The sequence below is a fragment of the Streptomyces sp. CB01373 genome (assembly GCF_002803075.1).
GTDB lineage: Bacteria > Actinomycetota > Actinomycetes > Streptomycetales > Streptomycetaceae > Streptomyces.
Map to the genome: position 1 here is coordinate 51366 of NZ_NNBK01000030.1, position 17821 is coordinate 69186.

The following is a 17821-nucleotide window of genomic DNA, read 5'->3' on the forward strand; positions in this document are numbered from 1 at the left end:
GTGCGCCGCCCGAACGCCTGGCGGCCATCCGATTCGGGACCCCGCCGTGCGCCGGGTGACGTACATTCGGTTCTGCTGCGGCGGACGTCGGAAGGCGTGCGCCATGGCGGGCCGGGTGCGCGGGGGACGACGGGGGTTGCCGGGTGTCGGTGTCATGGAACTGGGCGATCGACCACACTCCGGGGGAGGTCGAGCTGGCGCAGGAGCTCCCCGGCCTGCCCCCGGACTCGGCCGGGCAGCGGCTGGCGGAGCTCCGCGAGCGGGCCGCCGGGGGTGACCCGGCGCATCTGAGGCGGTATGCGCTGGCCTTGTCTCTGCGCGGTCAACCGGAACTGGCGGCCCGGGAGTGGGCGGACCTGACGCGCCTGCAACCGTCATCGCTCCCAGTGTGGTTCAACCTGGCCTTCGCACGCGTGCTGTGTGACCGGCCCGAGGGTGCGGCCGACGCGTTACGGCGGGCCCGGGAGGCATTCGCCCACCACCCGGAGGCGGTGGCCCTGATTGACGCGCGGGCACGGGAACTCCAGGGAGCCCGCGGCCGGGCCGCACAGACACTGCGGTTGCAGGAACTCCAGATCGCGGCCCTCCGGGAACGCCTCGCCGCGGGCTGCGGCGAGGCCGGCGACCGGCTCCGGCTGACCGGGCTGCTGCGCACCGTGATGCTTTCCCCGGGCGGCAACGTCACCGTGGACGAGGTGCTCGCCGCGGCCCGCACCGCGCATGCCGAGGCCCCGTCCGACGCGGCCGTGCTGGAGCTCCTCGTGTTGGTGCTCACCCAGGCCCAGCTGGTCGAGGAACAGACGGAAGCGCTGCGCAAGCTGGAAGAGACGGCCCCGCACTCGGACGTGCTGGCGAGGCTGCGGGAGCTGTCCCGCCGGAATCCGTCCTTCGAGTCGGACGTCGATGCGTTCACGAGCCGCACCAGGGATCTGATCGGCCGTACCATCGAAGGCGACCCGGAGGCCGAGGCGGAGATCCGCGACCGGCTGCGGCAGTATCCGGACGCCACCGAGTACCGGATCGGGCTGATCGCGGCACTGGACTCGCGGGGAGAGCGGGCGGAAGCCCTGCGTGCGGCCCAGGCCCTCGCCGCGGACCGGGACGGTGACCATTACGCGCACTTCCACCTGACCCAGTTCTTCTGGCACCGGGGCGACCTCGCCGAGGCGCGCCGGCACTGCGTGCGTGCCGTGCAGACCGCTCCCACCGCGCAGGACCGAGAAGAGGTCGGCGTGATGCTGCGGGTCGTCGGGGCCGAAGCGCTGATCACCGGGGTGGCCGGGGATGCATGAGCGGGAGCGGGACGTGGCGCAGCGGCTCCTGGCGGCACAGACGCCCCAGGAGGTGGAAGCGGTCCTGTTGGAGTCGTACGGTCGGGAGCCGTACGACGCGAACGCCGTAATCGATGAACTCCGCGCCTGTGAGCAGTGGTTGCTGGAGAACGGGCGCCCTGCCGAGGCAGCGCTGGTGGCGGCCCTGGCCGACGAGGTCGGGGAACGTCGCGACCTGTTCGAGCTGATGGCACAGGCGCAGGCCCGGAGGGAAGCCGGCCACGGGCGCAGCACCTGGCCCGGTAACCGGCAGCCCCCGGAACACCTGGAACGGTCGCTCCGCGAACGGGACGTCGCCGACCTGCTCGACCGGGGAGAGCTGGACCTGGCACTGCAGGCAGCGCACCAGGCCGCCGGGGTGCCACTCGTCGACCCGCGCGAGTCGCTCGCCGTCGTCAGCGTCCGGACGAACCTGGCGGAGCGGCTACGCGGGGCTGGACGGCCCCGGGAGGCGCTCGACGTCCTGGCGGACCTGGAGCTGCCGGAGTCCGTCTTCGCGGACTCGGTGACCACGGAGATCTTCGCCACCCGCTTCCACATCCTGTGCGGCTCCCTCCACGAGGACGTCTACGACCACCGCCTCGGCCGGATCTCCTACCGCAGGGCGATCGACCACGCCGTGCGCTCCGGCGACGGGTCCTGGCAGTTCCGGGCATGGACCAGCCTCGCGGCCTCGTACAGTTCGTCCGGTCGCAACCGGCAGGCGCTCACCGAGTACCGCCGGATCGTGGCGTTCACGCGGACGCTGAGCGACCCGGGATGGTTCGTCGCGGCCCTCAACAACCTGGGGACGGCACTGCGCCAAGCCGGGGACCGGGACGCCGCGCGCTCCCACCACCTGCACGTCCTCGCCGTCTTCCAGCAGCTCCAGGTGACCGGCGTCAGCCAGTCCGCGGCCTGGTTCCGGTTGGGCGACCTGGCGCGGGACGAGGCGGACCTGGAGCGGGCGCTCACGGCGTACACCCAGGGCTTCTGGAGCGCACTCGCCGCCAAGGCGACCCGGCAGGGCGTCGTCGACACCCTGACCCGGCTGCACGAGGTCCTGCCCGGGGACGACGAACTGCTGGAGACGGCGGTGGTGTTCGCAGCGCCCCTCCTGGCAGAGGAACGGGACGACTGGCTGCTGACCTGGTCCGTGCGGCGCGGCTATGGCGGACTCCTGCAGCGCCGCGGACGTCACGAGTCCGCGGTGGTGCTCCTGCGCGCACTCGCCGCTGACGCCGCCACCAAGGGGCGCAAGTGGCGGCTGATGGCAGCCGGGGAGCTCGTCGACGGCCTCCTGCTGTGGCACAGACAGGAAGGCCCGCCGGGGACCCTTCAAGAGGCCTTCGACGTCCTGTGGCAGGCCTGCTCGGGGATGGCCGCGGACCTCGACGGCATCGCGGGCACCTCCGCCGACCACCACGCGGTGGTGACGGACTACCGCCACGTCCACGGGCGGCTGGCGGACCTGTTGCTCGACCACGGACAGGACCTGCGGCTGCCCGACTCCCGCACGCCCACCGAGCTGGCGTTCGACCTGCACGAGGATATCCGGGCGGGAGCCCTCCTCCAGCACATGGCGCGGGCGCCCATGACGCCTCCCGACGGCGTCCCCGAGGACTTGCGGCGCGCGGAAGAGGAGTTGCTGGCCGCGCTCACCGACCCGGCGTCCGACCCCGGACACCAACGCACCGCAGCGGCCCGGCTCGCCGGCGTCCACGACCTCATGGCGGCGCACGCCCCTGACTACGTACGGCTGCGCCGGGGCCGCCCGTTCCGGTTCGCGGACCTGCGACGCTGGCTGCGCTCCCGGCCCGGCGCCGGGCACATCGCCTACGTGTCCTTTCACTGCGGCGCCCGGGAGACCACCGTCTTCACGTACGTGCCGGGCGCCGACCGGCTGACCGCCACACGGGTGCCGGTGGGGAGATCGCAGCTGACCGGGCTGGGCCAGCGGCTGCGACGGACCTTCGACGGCTCACCGCACGACTTCCCGCCGCTGGCTCCGCTGCACCCGCGGCGTCCCGGGCGCCGCGACATCTCCTTCCTGGCCGAACTGACGCCGCTGCTGGTCGCGTTCCTGCCGCTGACCGCCGGCCGTGACCTGCTCTACGTCTGCAGCGACGGCCCCCTGCACGGTCTGCCGCTCTCGGCGGTGCCCACCCCGGAGGGTCCGCCGCTCGGGGCCCGGCACGCCGTCGCACACGTGAGCGGTGCGAGCGCACTGCTGTACGCGGCCGCCCGTGACCAGGCGCGGCGGGACCGGCCGGCGGGACCGCCGGAGGTCTTCTGCGCCTCGGTGGCCGCCCGCGAAGACCCCGTACCCGGACGGCTGGAGGGTGATGCCGGGCTGCTGAAGGCAGCGGGCTGGCCGGCCACCGCGCTGACCGGGGAGGACGCCACCAGGCAGGCGGTCCTTGACCGACTCGGCACGGCCACCGTCGCGCACATCACGTGCCACGGGTACTTCGACACCCGCGAACCTCTCGACTCGGGACTGCTGCTCGCGCAGCACGGCCGCCGTCCTAGCAAGATGCCTGGGGGACAGTCCCTGATCGCCCGGCTCGATTACATGCTGACCGCCCGGGACCTCGCCCGCAACGTGCTGCCCACCCGCTTGCTGACCCTGCGGGCCTGTGCCTCGGGCCTGCGCGACGAGCACTCCGCCGGAGATGTCGAGGGGCTGGTCCAAGCCCTGCTGTACGCCGGCGCGGGCACCGTCGTCGCGGCCCTGTGGAACGTCGATGAGCACAGCTCACGGCGTTTCCTGGTCGACTTCTACAGCCAACTGCGCTCCGATCCCGGCCAACCGCTGTGGCGGGCCTTCTGGCAGGCGCAGAAGAACATGCTCGAAACCCCGGGGACGCCCTGGGAAGCCCACCCCTACCACTGGGCGGCCCTCGCCCTCTTCAGCGACGGTTCCGACGACTGGAGGCATCCATGACCACGTCCGCCGCCCACACGGTCGGGCTGCTCTCCGACCGCTCCGTACTGCTGTCCCTGCAGGAGATCGCGGAGGACATCGGCACGGCCGACACCGGCCGTGCCCCCCTGGACATGGACGAGGCCGAGTCCCTGCTCGCGGCGCTGCTGACGGCCGGCGGGCAGCCCCCCGTCGCCGTCTCCGGGCTGCCGGAAGAGCGGTTGCTGAGTGTCGCCCGGGGGCTGCTCGCCCGTATCGCAGCGGACCCGGACACCGCAGGGCCCGCGGGTGTGGTGCTCGCCGACCCGCCGGCGGACGAGCAGATGTCCGTGGAGAGCGCCGTCACGGCGGCCGTCGTACTGGGCTCGCTGGTCGCCTGGCTCCAGACCAAGGTGGACATCCGGATCAAGCGCAAGGAGGGCAAGTCGGAGTTCGAGTTCCGGCTGTCCAAGCCCTCCGCGTCCACCCCGCTCCTGCGCGAACTGTCCGAGGCCGTCGCCCGCCTCCTCGGCGGCGGTCCCCCCGGACCCCCGCCGCTGGCCTAGTGACCCGAGTCAGAGATCTTCTGGTAGATCTCCGCTGTCGGGTCTGGGCGGGTACCCCTGCCATCTGGCGAGGACCGTCTGACTCGACCGTCCTATCCCGGCCTTGGGGTACAGCGGTTGAACCTTCCCCTTGATCGTGGACACCTGGAGACTGGGACGTGAGGTTCCAGAGGAAGTAGTGCCAGGTGGGAAGTAAGAGCAACCGCAGCAGGCGGTACACGGAGGAGTTCAAACGGGACGCGGTTGCGCTCGTTCGCTCCTCCGGGAAGACCGTCACCGAGGTGGCCCGGGAGATCGCGGTCAACGCCGAGGGACTGCAGAACTGGGTCAAGCAGGACACGAAGCTTCCCCCTGATCTTGGACACTCGATGCTTACGCCATGAGGGCGTGTTCTTGTTCGAGGCGCTGTCGGGTCTCCAGCGGGGTGAGGTAGCCCCAGCGTGGATGGCGGCGTAGGCGCTGTCGGTTGTAGAAGGTCTCGACGAAAGCGAGGATGTCCGCGCGGGCGCTGGGCCGGTCGGGCCAGCTGCGGGTTCCGATCTCCTCCTTCAGCAGTGCGAAGAAGGACTCGACGGCGGCGTTGTCGAAGCATGAGCCGGTGCGGCCCATGAATCTGCCGCAGTCCCAACCTGCCTATTTCACGCCGGAGTTCGTCGGAGGTGTATTCACTGCCGCGGTCCGAGTGCGCAATGCATCCGGGCTTCAGCTGCCCGAGTCCGGCGGCCATCTTCAGCGCGTCCACGACCAGGCCGGCGCGGTGGTGGTCGGCCATCGAGTAGCCGACGATCTCGCGGGTGGCGAGGTCCAGCCAGGTCGCCAGATACAGCCAGCCCTCGCCGGTGGCGATGTAGGTGATGTCGCCGACCAGCTTCATCCCCGGCGCCGGTGCGGTGAAGTCGCGGCCGATCAGGTCCGGGGCGGGCACCGCCCTTTTGGCCGGGCGGGTCAGGCCCTTGCGCCTGCGCCGGGTGACACCGCTGATGCCGCGTTCACGCATGACGCGCTCGATCCGTTTGCGGTTCACGCGGTGTCCGAGCCGGCGCAGCCCGGCGTGGATGCGCGGCACCCCGTAGGTGGCTTTGGAGGCGAGGTGCAGCACGGTGATCTCGTGGGCCAGGGCGTCATCGGCGGCCTTCCTCGCCGAGCGCGTCTTCTCGCCGTCCAGCCACGCGTAGAAGGAGGAGCGTGCCACCTTCAGCAGCCGGCACAACAGAGCAACGTTATGGGTGGTCTTCTCCGTCTCGATGAATGCGAACACATCGCTCATCGATCGCTCTCCTTCGCGAAGAAGACCGCCGCTTTTCGCAGTACCTCGATCGTCTCGGCCTGCTCGGCGGCCGGCCTCCGCAGCCGGCGCAGCTCTTCACGCTCGGCCGTCGTCAGCTCTCCCGGCGCCCCCTGCCCACGGTCGATCGTGTCCTGCTTGACCCAGTTCCGCAGTACCTCGGCGTTGACCGCGATCTCCCGGGCCACCTCGGTGACGGTCTTCCCGGAGGAGCGAACGAGCGCAACCGCGTCCCGTTTGAACTCCTCCGTGTACCGCCTGCTGCGGTTGCTCTTACTTCCCACCTGGCACTACTTCCTCTGGAACCTCACGTCCCAGTCTCCAGGTGTCCACGATCAAGGGGAAGGTTCACTGACCGGCAAGAAGCTGCTGCCTCTCGAAGGGCATTGTCACGTTGGCTGATCGGCCTGGGATGATCTTGTGGTTGGTCGTGCCGGGGAGGGGTTCGCTCGTGTCGTCCGCGTCGCCGTCGTACAGGGGCCACCGGTACCCGGTGGAAGTGATCGCCCACTGCGTGTGGCTGTACTTCCGCTTCCCGCTCAGCTTCCGCGAGGTGGAGGAGCTGATGCTGCAGCGCGGCGTGATCGTCTCTCACGAAACGGTCCGCCGCTGGTGTCTGAAGTTCGGGCAGGGCTACGCGAACGGACTGCGCCGCCGCCGGCCGCGGCCCGGGGATAAAGGGCATCTGGACGAGGTGTTCGTGAAGATCAACGGTGAGCTGACGTACCTGTGGCGGGCCGTCGACGCCGGCGGCAACGTCCTGGACATCCTTGTGCAGAACCGGCGGGACACCACCGCGGCCCGGCGGTTCTTCCGCTGCCTGCTGAAGAAGACGCGCGCGGTCCCGCGGGTGGTCGTCACCGACAAGCTGCGCTCCTACGGCGCCGCCCACCGCCAGGTCATGCCCTCCGTGGAACACCGCTCCCACAAGGGCCTGAACAACCGGGCCGAGAACAGCCACCAGCCCACCCGGCAACACGAGCGCGCGATGAAAGGCTTCCGATCGGTGGGTGCCGCACAACGGTTCCTGGCCGCGTTCAGCGGCATCTCACCGCACTTCCGACCTCACCGCCACCTGATGACCGCCTCGAACTACCGCACCAGATGACCATCCGCTTCGCCATCTGGGACCAGATCACCGGCGCTGCCAACCTGCCCACCACGGCCTGAACACCGGTCCGGGCCGCAGGCCCACCACGCCCCGACACACCATCAGACAGTCACGCACCCAACAACGTGACAACGCCCGCGCGAACATGCGGGCGGTCTCCCCAGCAGCCAGGTGCGCTGACACTCAAATCGAACGGCCCGTCGGAGCGCCTGTCCCCCACGCGAGCTACGCGCAGGTGTCCACCGTGAGGTGACGATTCGCGGACGCCGGATCCGTAGCGTTCGAGGCGTTGCGGCACCCCGGCCGCGGACCCGAAGGAGGAGCGTTCATGAGGTTCGTCTGGCAGCTGTCGGCAGTCGTGGTGGTCGCCATGATCGGCAGTCAGGTGGTCGCCGCCGTGGAGAACCACCCCTGGCTCCAGCTCGTTCTGGGACTCCTGGTCTCCGTGCTCGCCGTACTCGTCTACGGATGGGTGGTCAACAAGACCGAGCACCGCCCGGCCACCGAAGTGGCCCGTAAGGGTGCCGGGGCCGCGATCGGCCGGGGGATGCTGATCGGCGTCGCGATGTTCGGCGCCGTGATCACGAAAATCTACGTCAACGCGCACTACGAGATCAACGGCCTAGGCTCAGTCTCCGGCGCCGTGGGACTGATCGGATTCATGGCGGCCGCCTCCGTGACGGAGGAACTGATCTTCCGGGGGGTCCTGTTCAGGATCATCGAGGAGCGCACCGGCACCTGGATCGCACTGACGCTGACCGGACTGCTGTTCGGCCTCTCGCACCTCTTGAACCCCAACGCCGACCTGTGGGGCGCCCTCGCCATCGCGATCGAGGCCGGCGGCATGCTCGCCGCCGCCTACGCCGCGACCCGCACCCTGTGGCTGCCGATCGGCCTCCACTTCGGCTGGAACTTCGCGGCGGCCGGCATCTTCAGCACCGAGGTCTCCGGCAACAACACCCCACAGGGACTGCTGGACACCATGACGTCAGGCCCGACGTGGATCACCGGCGGCGACTTCGGACCGGAAGGCAGCGTGTACGCGGTGCTGTTCGGCGTACTGGTGACGATCGGGTTCATGTGGCTGGCCCACAAGCGCGGCAACCTGGTGCCCCGTCGGCGCGCCGACCGGATCGCCGCCACCCCCACTACACTGCCCCAGTGATCGGACTTCCGCGGATCCAGGAACTGTGGCGCCGGGCAGGCGCCACAGTCTGGTACCTCCCGCTCGCAGCGGTCCTGTTCGCCGCCTCGCTGGTCTACCACGACAACGGCACGGAGCTCGGCGGCCTGCCGACCCGCCCTTTCGACGCCCTGGCCCTCGCAGCGATCGCCCTCCAGTGCCTCCCACTCGCCGGACGCCGGCGGTGGCCCGTCCTCTGCTTCGCCGTGGTGTCGATCGGCTTCGCCCTCGACCAGCTCCGCGGCTACCACTCACTCGCCGGCATCGCGCTGCCCATCACGCTGTTGAGCGTGGCCTCCCACCTGGAACACCACAGGCGGGCAACCGCGATCGCCGCCTCCGTGGCATACGTCCCGCTGGCGGTCGCGCTCCACCGGGTCGGCCCCGGCGAACCGCCCGGTGAGTTCGTGACGTTCTACCTGGCCGTGGCACTCGCCTGGGGCGTCGGGGCATGGGTTCGTCACACCCGCGCCCTGGAGGCCGAGCGCCGCCGCCGCGCCGCCGAGGACACTCGCGCCGCCGAACGCGCCCGCATCGCCCGCGAACTCCACGACGTGGTGACCCACCACGTGACGGCGATGGTCGTACAGGCCGAGGCGGCCCGCTATCTGACCGCCGTCCCCGATCGCCTTGACCAGAGCCTGACAGCCGTCACCGACACCGGCCGCCGGGCCATCACGGATCTGCGGCACCTGCTCGACCTGCTCAACCCCGATCACAGCACCGAGCCCAGGACCCCACCCGCCGGCCGGCTCCTCACCCTCGTCGAACAGACACGGCGGGCCGGTCAGCCCGTGGAGTTCACCGAAGAGGGCACACCGGCCGAGTCGACTGGCAGCGCCGACCTCGTGGCCTACCGGGTGGTGCAGGAGTCCCTGACGAACGCCCTCAAGTACGCCCACGGAAGACGCACTTCCGTCCGGGTGCGCCACGGCTCAGGAGAGATCACCGTGGAGGTCTGCACGGACGGCTCCGGCTCGAAGACCCCCGGACTCTCCGGGAGCGGGCGCGGCCTGGCCGGTCTCCGTGAACGGGTCGACGTCCTCGGCGGCGACTTCAGCGCGGAGGAACAGAAGGACGGCGGCTTCGTCGTCCGCGCCCACATACCCGCCGGGAGCCCGTCGTGACCGCCCCCATCCGCGTCCTGATCTGCGACGACCAGGTACTGATCCGCACCGGACTGGCGACGATCATCGACGCCCAGCCCGATCTCGAGGTCGCGGCCGAGTGCGGGGACGGGCAAACCGCCGTCGACCTCGTCGGACAACTCCGCCCGGACGTCGTCGTGATGGACATCCGCATGCCGGTGCTCGACGGCATATCGGCCACCCGCCTCCTGGCCGGTGCCGACGTACCGCACCCCGTCAAAGTGCTCGTGGTGACGACGTTCAACCTCGACGAATACGTCTACGAGGCGCTCCGCGCCGGCGCGAGCGGCTTCCTCCTCAAGGACGCGCCACCGGCCCAACTGCTACACGGAATCCGGACCGTGGCGGCAGGCGCCGCACTGCTGGACCCCGAGGTGACACGCCAGCTCGTCGGCCGGTACGCCGTCCGGATCCGCCCCATCGAGGACAGCGGGCCCGACGTCCCGCTGACTCCCCGCGAACTGGAGGTCCTACGCCTCATCGCGGACGGCCTCTCCAACAACGAGATCGCCGCGGCCCTCGTGATCAGCCGGGAGACGGTCAAGACCTTCGTCTCCCGCATCCTCACGAAGCTCGACCTCCGCGACCGCGTCCAGGCAGTCGTCTACGCCTACCGTCAGGGCCTGGTGTCCTGAAGCGGGCCACGGCCCCTGACGGGCCTCAGCTGCCGAGCCGCTGGGCGACCTCCGTCGCCCAGTACGTCAGGATCATCCGCGCACCCGCGCCAGATGCCCGTCAGGCTCTCCAGGATCGCCGCGTACCGGTCGATTCAGCCCTTCTCCGTGGCGGCCTCGATCATCGCGTACTCACCGCTGATCTGGTACGCCGCGACCGGCACGGCCACCTTGGGTGGCTTTATCAAGCAGTGGTGGCGGCGGGCTGCCTGGAAGTCGGCAGTGGTGGCGTAGTCGGCTGTCCGCAGGGCCTGGTGCAGGGCAGCGGGAAGGTGGGGGCGGTGGCAGACCAGGGTCAGGTGGATACCGGTGACGGCGCGCAGTTGCAGGAGGCGCGTCGTACGGCGGGCTCCGGGGTGCGCGGCCGCCGCCGGGTTCTGGGATGCCTCGGCCAGCCACCGCCAGACCGTGAGCAGCGACCGCCCCCGCATCTGGCGCGAGTTCAGCCAGACCGCAGCCCTGCCCCCGGCGGCCCCTGGAAGACAAGCGATACCGTCACCATGATCAGGAGGAGTCTCCGACAGGACGCCCGCCCACATGATCACCATCGCAAGGCAACGCTCCGACCTGCATAAACAGCAGAAAACCCTGAGGATTCCCGAGGTTGCGCCTGCCGAAAAGCTCATTCGCCCAGTTCAGGCGGCATGTCGGTACTCGTGGAGGATGCCGCCGAGTCGTTGGCGTCGTCGTATGTCGAGGTGGGTGATCTGCTCCGGCCTCGTCCGGCCACGCGATATGCGGCGGGAGCTCAGCACGCATGTCCGGCTGTACCCGGTCCGGGTGACGCTGCCCGGACGGGAGAACTCCGGCGAGCGCCGGAGCGTCGTGCCGGGTATGAGGCCGATCAACGACGCGCATGTGGCGGAGCCGGGACTTGCGGTGGTGGAGATCGCGGCCGCCGATGACCAGACGGCGTTCGCCGTCCAGGAGCTGCTCGCCACCCGGTGGGCGATTGCACCGGCGGACCGCACAACCCACGAGCCGGGCGAGCCAGGCGTACGGCTGCGCTGCTACCTGGACCTGCGCCAGCAGCCCGAGCCATAAAACTGCGCAAAGGCGTGTTCAGCTTCCTCGTACCGGGCCGCAGCGGGCCGGACGGCTCGTGCAGCGGTGCGGCGGGCCGCATCGCGGTCGGGTTCGTGCGGGTGGCCGCACAGGCCGCGTCCGGGGCTTGCCGGTCCAGCGGCTCAGGGCGCGGCCTGTGCGGCGTTTCCCTGGCGGATGCGCTCGAGGAGGTCGTGGTGCAGGGCTTTCGGTCCGGCGGGGGGGCAGGGGGACGGGGCTGCCGGTGAGGGTGTACCACTCCTCGGCGCCGGTGTACTGGACGGCGATGTGGGCCTGTCCTCGGGGCACAGGCAGGTGGCGAGGGTGAGGTCGCCGGTAATGACGCCGACCTCGTCGGTCATCGCCCCGCCGGGCCCGGGTCTGTCAAACGAACGGCTCTGTCTCACTTTCGGTGGTGACAGAAAGTGAGAATTAGGCATCTCCGTCTTGCGAAGAGTGCGGTTGGTGCTCTGACCTCGATGCTTTGAAGCGGATGGCAGCACATCGGGGTCGCTGAGCTTGCCGCGCCGAACTCTCACGGACAGACACCGAGCCGATCGGCCGACTCCAGGGAACGACCGCTGCGGTGCGCGGACCTGCGGGTTCATGATCGACGGCCTCTTTGCCGCCGTCATAACTTTCTGTCACCACCGAAATTGAGACAGGGCCCGTTAAATTGACACACCCCCTCACGAAGTACTCGACCGCTGTGCATGCAGTCGCCTGTTAATGCCGGGCGGATGATTGCCCTGCAGATCACGACAAGGCGTGGAGAGTCCAGTGCAGGTCTTCTGAATCCGGGCAGGCCTGCCAGGATTTCAGCAGTCCGGTTGCTGCCAGCTGGTCCAAGGTGCCGGGCAGTACGGCAGGTGAGACACCGCAGGCGCGTGCCATCTGGTCGAGCTCGCACAGGCCGCTGCCGGCGTGCGGATCGGTGTGTGCTGCGAGGTAGAGATGCATCAGTTGCGGCACCGGGCCGATTGCTCCTGCTGTGGAGGCGCGCAGTGCCCAGTCCGCCGCGCGCATTCGGTCGGGGCGGGCTGGGGCTTGGCCAAGCACTGCGGCGTCGAGTAGGGCGACAACGATCTCGTTGGCCGTGCTTTCGGGGAGTGGGCGTAGCCAACGCGCGTGTTCCAGTTCGCGCCACGGGCCTGGGGTGGTGTTGAGGCGGAGGCTGCGCAGCACGCCTTTGGAGAGTCTGGCTTCCATGGTGGTGCTCATGCGGAGGGCGCATTGCAGGGCCAGCAGGCGTGCGGCGGCCGAGGTGCCTGCGGGAAGCGCCGCGGCCAGGTAGCTGAGCATTTCGCGTACCCGGATCTGTTCGCCTGGCCCCTTGGGGCGGCGTCTGTGTCGTCGGCCGGTTTCCGGCTGCAGCGGTGCGCGGGTGAGGACGGTGTCGGGCACTACGGCGGCCTGTGCCGTTGCTGCGGCGCAGGCGGTGCAGGCGTCGGCGAGTCGCCAGAGCCGTCCGCCGTGTTCGCGGGCGAGGAGGAGGCGGATGGGGCTGGCGCAGCCGCGGTGGCGGGGGTGCCAGGCGCAGCCGCGTTCGTGGCATTGGCAGATGCGCAGGTGCGGGGGGCGGAGGTCGCCGCGTGCGTGCCGTGCGAGGTGCGCCAGGGCGGCCGAGCGGGCGGCGGCCGCGGTGGTGCGCGTGCTGCCGTGTGGGCAATGCCGGCACACGAGGACGAGCCCGTCGGCGTGCGAGCGCAGTTCCACCGTCCAGGCGCGTGGCGTCGCCGGACATGCTGTGCGCAGCCTCATGGGCGCGTATTCCTCCCGTTGCTTCCGCGCCGATCCCGTTCTTGGTTGTGGGGGCGGCCGCCCACCGCAGTGCAGAGGTCTGCCCTGCCGCAGTCGATGCCACCTGGGCAAATAGGGCAGAGGTCTGCACTGACAGGGCAGGGGTCTGCACCGTCGGATGGGCAGGTGACGATCTTTCCGCCCGATCCGGACCTCGATGCGCTGCGGTTGAAGCTCGCGCGTCTGCGGGCCGCGCGCGGGTGGAGCTACGACGAGCTCGCCGCCCGCAGTGGCCTGGCCAGGCGCACTCTCATCGAGATCGAGCAGGGCCGCACCATCGGCACGCTGAAGACCTGGCACGCTCTCGCCCACGCCCTGCAGACCCCGTTCGACGAGCTGTTCAGCACCCTGTGCCGCGGGCATGACCGGCCCGGATCGTCCCAGGACTGACACCCCTCACAGGCGGCTGCTGCAGACCACCCGAACCAGCGAGACCACATCGAACACACGATCAACATTCGCACGCCAGTCGCACCGCGTGAGGCCGACCGGGCGACACGTCAGCACTGTTGTCGTGGATCCGGCGTGTTGGCTGACAGGTTCGCCCGCATGCGCTCCACACCACCTTCCGCAACCCGGCACTGGGACGGCAGTCCGATCGCCCAGCGTGTGCGCCGCTCCCTGCAGGTCACCCCGGGCGGCGTCAGTCGGCTGCTGCGCTGCGGTCAAAGCGATCGGTGCCGCGAGTGCGGCAACCGGATCGAGTGGTACCACCGCGGCACTCAACGGGCCGTCCGCCTCCATCCCCGCGAGCTGCCGGCCGCCCGGGTACCGGCGGCGTGCCGCTGGCACGTCAGCTCCGGCGTTGCCTACCCGGCGGGAGACGGCAGCAGCTGGTGCCGCCTGCCGCATGCCGTCGTCTGTCCCGCCCGGAAGGCACCCGCGGCCCCTACCGAGCTGGCCGGGCTGCGCCGGGCTCTAGCCGTGAACACCCGCCGCCTGATCGACGCCGGCACCTTCACCCCTCCCCCGGCTGTTCCGGACGGCCCGACACCCCAGGAAGGAGCCTCGGCGCTCTGCCGCCCGGCCCGGCCCATCGTGCAGTTGCTGTACGTGCGCTACCTGGCCGCCCGCCCGGTGGACGAGATCCAGTGCGTCGCCCGGACCAGGCGCCGCCACCGCTGCACCAGTACTCTCCTCTCCCCCGGCGCCCCGGCCGGCGTCTGGAGGCTGGTTCCAGCCACCGAGACGAGCGGTCAGCTGGCCCTGCCCACTGCGGTCATGGCGGTCTACGACCTCAGCAACGTCCCGTACTCCGAGCAGCTGCGGTGGCGCGCCCTGCGCTGCCTACAGCATGCCGCGATCCCCACGGCCGCCGACCTGGCGGTGGCCGACTGGGAGCCCTTCGACCCGCTGCGCCACCACGAGCACATCCACAACCGCCTGCCCGCCCCCACCCGGCGCCCTGACCCCGCGGCCAGGACACATCAGGCAGTCCGCCCATGACGCCGTTCCATGCCGTCGAGATCACGCTGACCAGGCCCGCCACCCACAGCGAGCTCCGGCACGCCCGGGAAAGGGTCCGGCTGGCCGCCAACGCGGACCGTACCCGACTGATGGCGGTCCAGAGCGCGCGCGGCCCCAGCGGTGCCCTGCACGTGCTGCGACACCAGCTGGGCACGCGGTTACCGATCGACATCCTGACCACGCACTACCCGGACCGGCACAACCAGGTCCTGCTCAACATCGCTCTCAGCCGCTCGGCCGATGCTGCCCTGCGCCGGAGGGCAGCGGTCCTGGGGCAGCGGCCGCAGGACGTGCTCAGCCAGTCCGTGGCCGCGGACCTTGCCCGGCGTGAGCAGGAACGCACTCGGCGCCTGGAGGACCGGCTCGAGAGCCTGCTCGCCCACCACACTCTCGAAGAAGTCCTGGTCTGCGCGGCCCGCGCCCTGCCCGGTCGGTATCACTGCTGCATGCCGACAGCGCCGTGAGCCCATCGTGAAAGCTGCGCTTTGCCGGGACGGCAGCGAAGGCCGCTGCCCTCACTCCCCCTGATGCTTCACTTCTCTTTCGCGGAGCCCTTGTTGCATACGCCCACCGACGAACAGGTCCATGCTGCTGACGTTTTCCGGGCCGGTCACCATCTCGTCCTGCAGGCCAGTGCTGGGACAGGGAAGACCAGCACGCTCGGCCTGCTCGCCGCCGGCACCCGCCGCCGCGGCCGCTACCTCGCCTTCAACAAGAGCATCGCCCAGGACGCCGCCGCCCGCTTCCCCTCCACGGTGATGTGCAAAACCGCCCACGCCACGGCCTTCGCCGCCGTCGGTCACCGCTACTGCCGCCGGCTCAACAGCCCCCGCCAGCCCGCATGGAAGACCGGCCAAGCGCTCGGCATCACCCGTCCGGTCCGCATCGGCGCTCACGAGATCAGCCCCCGGGCGCTCTCCCACACCGAGCTGCGCACCGTCACCCGCTACTGCCACTCCGCCGACCGCACCCTGGCCGCCCACCATGTGCCACGCCTACGCGACCTGGACACACCCGGCGACCATGCCCAATTCGCCGACAAGGTGATGCCGTTCGCCACCAAGGCCTGGGCCGACCTGCACAACCCCGACCAGGGCGTGGTCCGTTTCGAACACGACCACTACCTGAAAATGTGGGCCCTGACCGAGCCGACGATCGAAGCCGACTTCCTCTTCCTCGACGAGGCCCAGGACACCAACCCGGTCCTGGAAGAAGTCTTCACCGCTCAGCGCGACCATGCCCAGCTCGTCATGGTCGGCGACTCCGCCCAGGCCATCTACGGCTGGCGTGGCGCCCGCGACGTGATGACCGGTTTCGACGCCACCCCCCTCACCCTGACCCGCTCCTTCCGGTTCGGCCCCCTGATCGCCGAAGAGGCCAACCGGTGGCTCACGCTCGCCGACGCCCCCATCCGCCTGACCGGCACCGAGACCATTCCCACCGAGGTCGGCAGCCTCACCCGCCCGGACGCGGTGCTGTGCCGCACCAACATCGGCGCCATGGCCGAAGTGATGCGGCTGCTCGCCACCGGCCACCGGGTCGCGCTCACCCGCGGAGGACAGCAGCTGGCCGCGCTGGCCCTCGCGGCCCGCGACCTCAAGGACGGCCGCCGCACCACCCACCCCGAACTCGTCCTCTTCCCTTCCTGGGGCGAACTGCAGGACTACGCCGCACACGACCCCGCCGGACGCGATCTGCAGCCCTTCGTCGACCTCGTCGACACCCACGGACCCGACGCCATCCTCACCGCCGTCGACCAACTCACCAACGAGGACGATGCCGACGTCACCGTCACCACCGCCCACACCGCCAAAGGCCGCGAATGGACCACCGTCAAAATCGCCGACGACTTCCCCCCACCAAAGGACACCGACCAGCACGACGAGCAAGGACGCCCCATCCCGGAACCCGTCAACGACACCGACGCCCGCCTCGCCTACGTCGCCGTCACCCGCGCCCGCGCCCGCGCCCGCGCCCGCCACCGACTCGACCTCGGCGGCCTCTCGTGGATCAATACCTACTCCACTGACTGAACTCAGCTTGCGGCCTCGGGCGCGAGCGGGTTCGAAGTGAGCTGTCCGGTGAGGGCGCGGCAGGCGCGTGGCGCACCCTGCGCAGGCGGGACCGGCCCGGTGCGGCGCGGAATATCGTGGCCCCGGCGGGCGTCTTAATGTGGTTGGCCTTCACCTTCGAGGCCGTCCCTGATCCCAGGCCGCCGCCTGATCCGGAGGCTGCTCACGAGGCGGCCCCTTCGCGAGAACCGAAAGCAGAGAACGCATGCGCGCCACCGTCATTCACGGCCCGAACGACGTCCGAGTCGAGGAGGTCCCCGACGCCGCGCTGCGGCATCCCGCCGACGCGGTGGTGCGGACCGTACTCGCCTGCGTGTGCGGCAGCGACCTGTGGGCCTACCGCGGCGTGGCCGCCCGGGAGAAGGGTCAGCGGATCGGGCACGAGTTCCTGGGCGTGGTCGAGGAAGTCGGCTCCGAGGTGCGCGACTTCCGGCCAGGCGACCTGGTGGTTGCGCCGTTCGTGTGGTCGGACGGCGTGTGCGAGTTCTGCGTCGAGGGCCTGCACACCTCCTGCCCGCACGGCGGGTTCTGGGGTGAGCCGGGTTCGGACGGCGGGCAGGGCGAGGCGGTCCGGGTTCCGTTCGCCGACGGCACGCTGGTCAAGCTGCCCGCGGAGGTCCGCTCGGACGAGCGGCTGCTGACGGCCGTGCTGGCGCTGTCCGACGTCATGTCCACCGGGCACCATGCGGCCATGTCCGCGGGCGTCCGTCCGGGCGCGACGGTCGCCGTAGTCGGCGACGGCGCGGTCGGCCTGTGCGGCGTGCTGGCCGCGCGCCGGCTCGGCGCGGAGCGGATCATCGCGCTGGGGCGGCACGAGTCGCGGACGGCGATCGCGCGCACCTTCGGCGCGACCGACGTCGTCCCGGCCCGCGGTGCGGAGGCCGTGGCAGCGGTCAAGGAGCTGACCGGCGGCTCGGGCGCGCACGCGGTCCTGGAGGCGGTCGGCACCGAGGAGTCAATGCGCACCGCGATCTCCATCACCCGCGACGGCGGCTCCGTCGGCTACGTCGGCGTGCCGCACGGCGGCAGCGCGGGCGTGGACATCCAGCAGATGTTCAACCGCAATGTCGCGGTGCGGGGCGGGGTGGCGCCGGCGCGCCACTACATTCCCGCGCTGTTGGCGGACGTGCTGGGCGGGGTCATCGACCCGTCGCCGGTGTTCGACAGGACGGTCGAGCTGGCGGGAGTGCCGGAGGGTTACAAGGCGATGGATGCGCGCGAGGCGCTCAAGGTCAAGATCACCTTCTAGCCGCGGG

16 protein-coding genes and 3 pseudogenes are annotated in these 17821 nt (G+C 70.5%); 14 read left to right on the plus strand and 5 right to left on the minus strand.

The window, feature by feature from the left end; translation table 11 throughout:
- Positions 1-143: 143 nt before the first annotated feature.
- The 4 genes from CG719_RS34195 to CG719_RS34210 all read left to right on the plus strand — a co-directional run bounded on the left by CG719_RS34195 (position 144) and on the right by CG719_RS34210 (position 5164).
- Positions 144-1292, plus strand: coding sequence for a hypothetical protein (locus CG719_RS34195; RefSeq protein WP_100572594.1), 1149 nt, complete (start codon positions 144-146; stop codon positions 1290-1292).
- Complete coding sequence (locus tag CG719_RS34200; RefSeq protein WP_159025024.1) at positions 1285-4257, plus strand: CHAT domain-containing protein; 2973 nt, start codon at positions 1285-1287, stop codon at positions 4255-4257. Before CG719_RS34195 ends, CG719_RS34200 begins: the two co-directional genes overlap by 8 nt.
- Positions 4254-4781, plus strand: a complete 528-nt coding sequence (locus tag CG719_RS34205; RefSeq protein WP_100572596.1) for a hypothetical protein — start codon at positions 4254-4256, stop codon at positions 4779-4781. The genes CG719_RS34200 and CG719_RS34205 overlap by 4 nt, the downstream gene beginning before the upstream one ends.
- Before the next feature lie 185 nt (positions 4782-4966).
- The gene (locus tag CG719_RS34210) at positions 4967-5164 is read left to right on the plus strand and encodes a transposase (RefSeq protein ID WP_100572597.1); all 198 of its coding nucleotides are present in this window, start codon (positions 4967-4969) and stop codon (positions 5162-5164) included.
- On the opposite strand, the gene CG719_RS34215 is transcribed toward CG719_RS34210, so the two are convergent.
- From CG719_RS34215 to CG719_RS34225, 3 genes and pseudogenes are all read right to left on the minus strand, one after another.
- Positions 5154-5390, minus strand: a complete 237-nt coding sequence (locus tag CG719_RS34215; protein WP_100572598.1) for an integrase core domain-containing protein — start codon at positions 5388-5390, stop codon at positions 5154-5156. The genes CG719_RS34210 and CG719_RS34215 overlap by 11 nt on opposite strands.
- Positions 5391-5445: 55 nt before the next feature.
- Positions 5446-6048, minus strand: a pseudogene (locus tag CG719_RS37670) (IS3 family transposase); the annotation flags it as partial.
- Complete coding sequence (locus CG719_RS34225; protein WP_100572599.1) at positions 6045-6350, minus strand: transposase; 306 nt, start codon at positions 6348-6350, stop codon at positions 6045-6047. The gene CG719_RS34225 and the pseudogene CG719_RS37670, both read right to left, overlap by 4 nt.
- A gap of 128 nt (positions 6351-6478) precedes the next feature.
- Between CG719_RS34225 and CG719_RS34230 the strand changes: the two are divergent.
- From CG719_RS34230 to CG719_RS34245, 4 genes and pseudogenes are all read left to right on the plus strand, one after another.
- A pseudogene (locus CG719_RS34230) lies at positions 6479-7236 on the plus strand (IS6 family transposase).
- A 269-nt stretch (positions 7237-7505) separates the two neighbouring features.
- Positions 7506-8342: a CPBP family intramembrane glutamic endopeptidase gene (locus CG719_RS34235; protein WP_100572601.1), complete on the plus strand. Its 837-nt coding sequence runs from the start codon at positions 7506-7508 to the stop codon at positions 8340-8342.
- Entirely contained in the window at positions 8339-9487 is a 1149-nt protein-coding gene (locus CG719_RS34240; protein WP_100572602.1) for a sensor histidine kinase, read from the plus strand. The genes CG719_RS34235 and CG719_RS34240 overlap by 4 nt, the downstream gene beginning before the upstream one ends.
- On the plus strand, positions 9484-10143 hold the full coding sequence (locus tag CG719_RS34245) for a response regulator (protein ID WP_100572603.1): 660 nt from the start codon (positions 9484-9486) through the stop codon (positions 10141-10143). Before CG719_RS34240 ends, CG719_RS34245 begins: the two co-directional genes overlap by 4 nt.
- A 25-nt stretch (positions 10144-10168) precedes the next feature.
- On the opposite strand, the pseudogene CG719_RS34250 reads toward CG719_RS34245, so the two are convergent.
- Positions 10169-10352: pseudogene (locus CG719_RS34250) on the minus strand (porphobilinogen synthase); the annotation flags it as partial.
- 520 nt (positions 10353-10872) lie between these two features.
- On the opposite strand from CG719_RS34250, the gene CG719_RS36980 reads away from it, so the two are divergent.
- Complete coding sequence (locus CG719_RS36980; protein ID WP_234375905.1) at positions 10873-11226, plus strand: DUF6207 family protein; 354 nt, start codon at positions 10873-10875, stop codon at positions 11224-11226.
- Positions 11227-11982: 756 nt separating this feature from the next.
- Here the strand turns inward: CG719_RS36980 and CG719_RS34270 are convergent.
- Entirely contained in the window at positions 11983-12987 is a 1005-nt protein-coding gene (locus tag CG719_RS34270) for a hypothetical protein (protein ID WP_100572604.1), read from the minus strand.
- Between the two features lie 165 nt (positions 12988-13152).
- Here CG719_RS34270 and CG719_RS34275 point away from each other — a divergent pair, with 165 nt between their 5' ends.
- The 5 genes from CG719_RS34275 (at position 13153) to CG719_RS34295 (ending at position 17814) form a co-directional block, all read left to right on the plus strand.
- Positions 13153-13416, plus strand: a complete 264-nt coding sequence (locus CG719_RS34275; protein ID WP_100572605.1) for a helix-turn-helix transcriptional regulator — start codon at positions 13153-13155, stop codon at positions 13414-13416.
- A 159-nt stretch (positions 13417-13575) separates the two neighbouring features.
- Positions 13576-14472, plus strand: coding sequence for a DUF6083 domain-containing protein (locus tag CG719_RS34280; RefSeq protein WP_100572606.1), 897 nt, complete (start codon positions 13576-13578; stop codon positions 14470-14472).
- Complete coding sequence (locus tag CG719_RS34285; protein ID WP_100572607.1) at positions 14469-14957, plus strand: hypothetical protein; 489 nt, start codon at positions 14469-14471, stop codon at positions 14955-14957. Before CG719_RS34280 ends, CG719_RS34285 begins: the two co-directional genes overlap by 4 nt.
- Positions 14958-15050: 93 nt before the next feature.
- The gene (locus CG719_RS34290) at positions 15051-16526 is read left to right on the plus strand and encodes a UvrD-helicase domain-containing protein (protein WP_100572608.1); all 1476 of its coding nucleotides are present in this window, start codon (positions 15051-15053) and stop codon (positions 16524-16526) included.
- A gap of 244 nt (positions 16527-16770) precedes the next feature.
- Positions 16771-17814 carry a zinc-dependent alcohol dehydrogenase family protein gene (locus CG719_RS34295; RefSeq protein WP_100572609.1) on the plus strand — a complete coding sequence of 348 codons (1044 nt, stop codon included), beginning with the start codon at positions 16771-16773 and terminating at the stop codon, positions 17812-17814.
- Positions 17815-17821 lie beyond the last annotated feature (7 nt).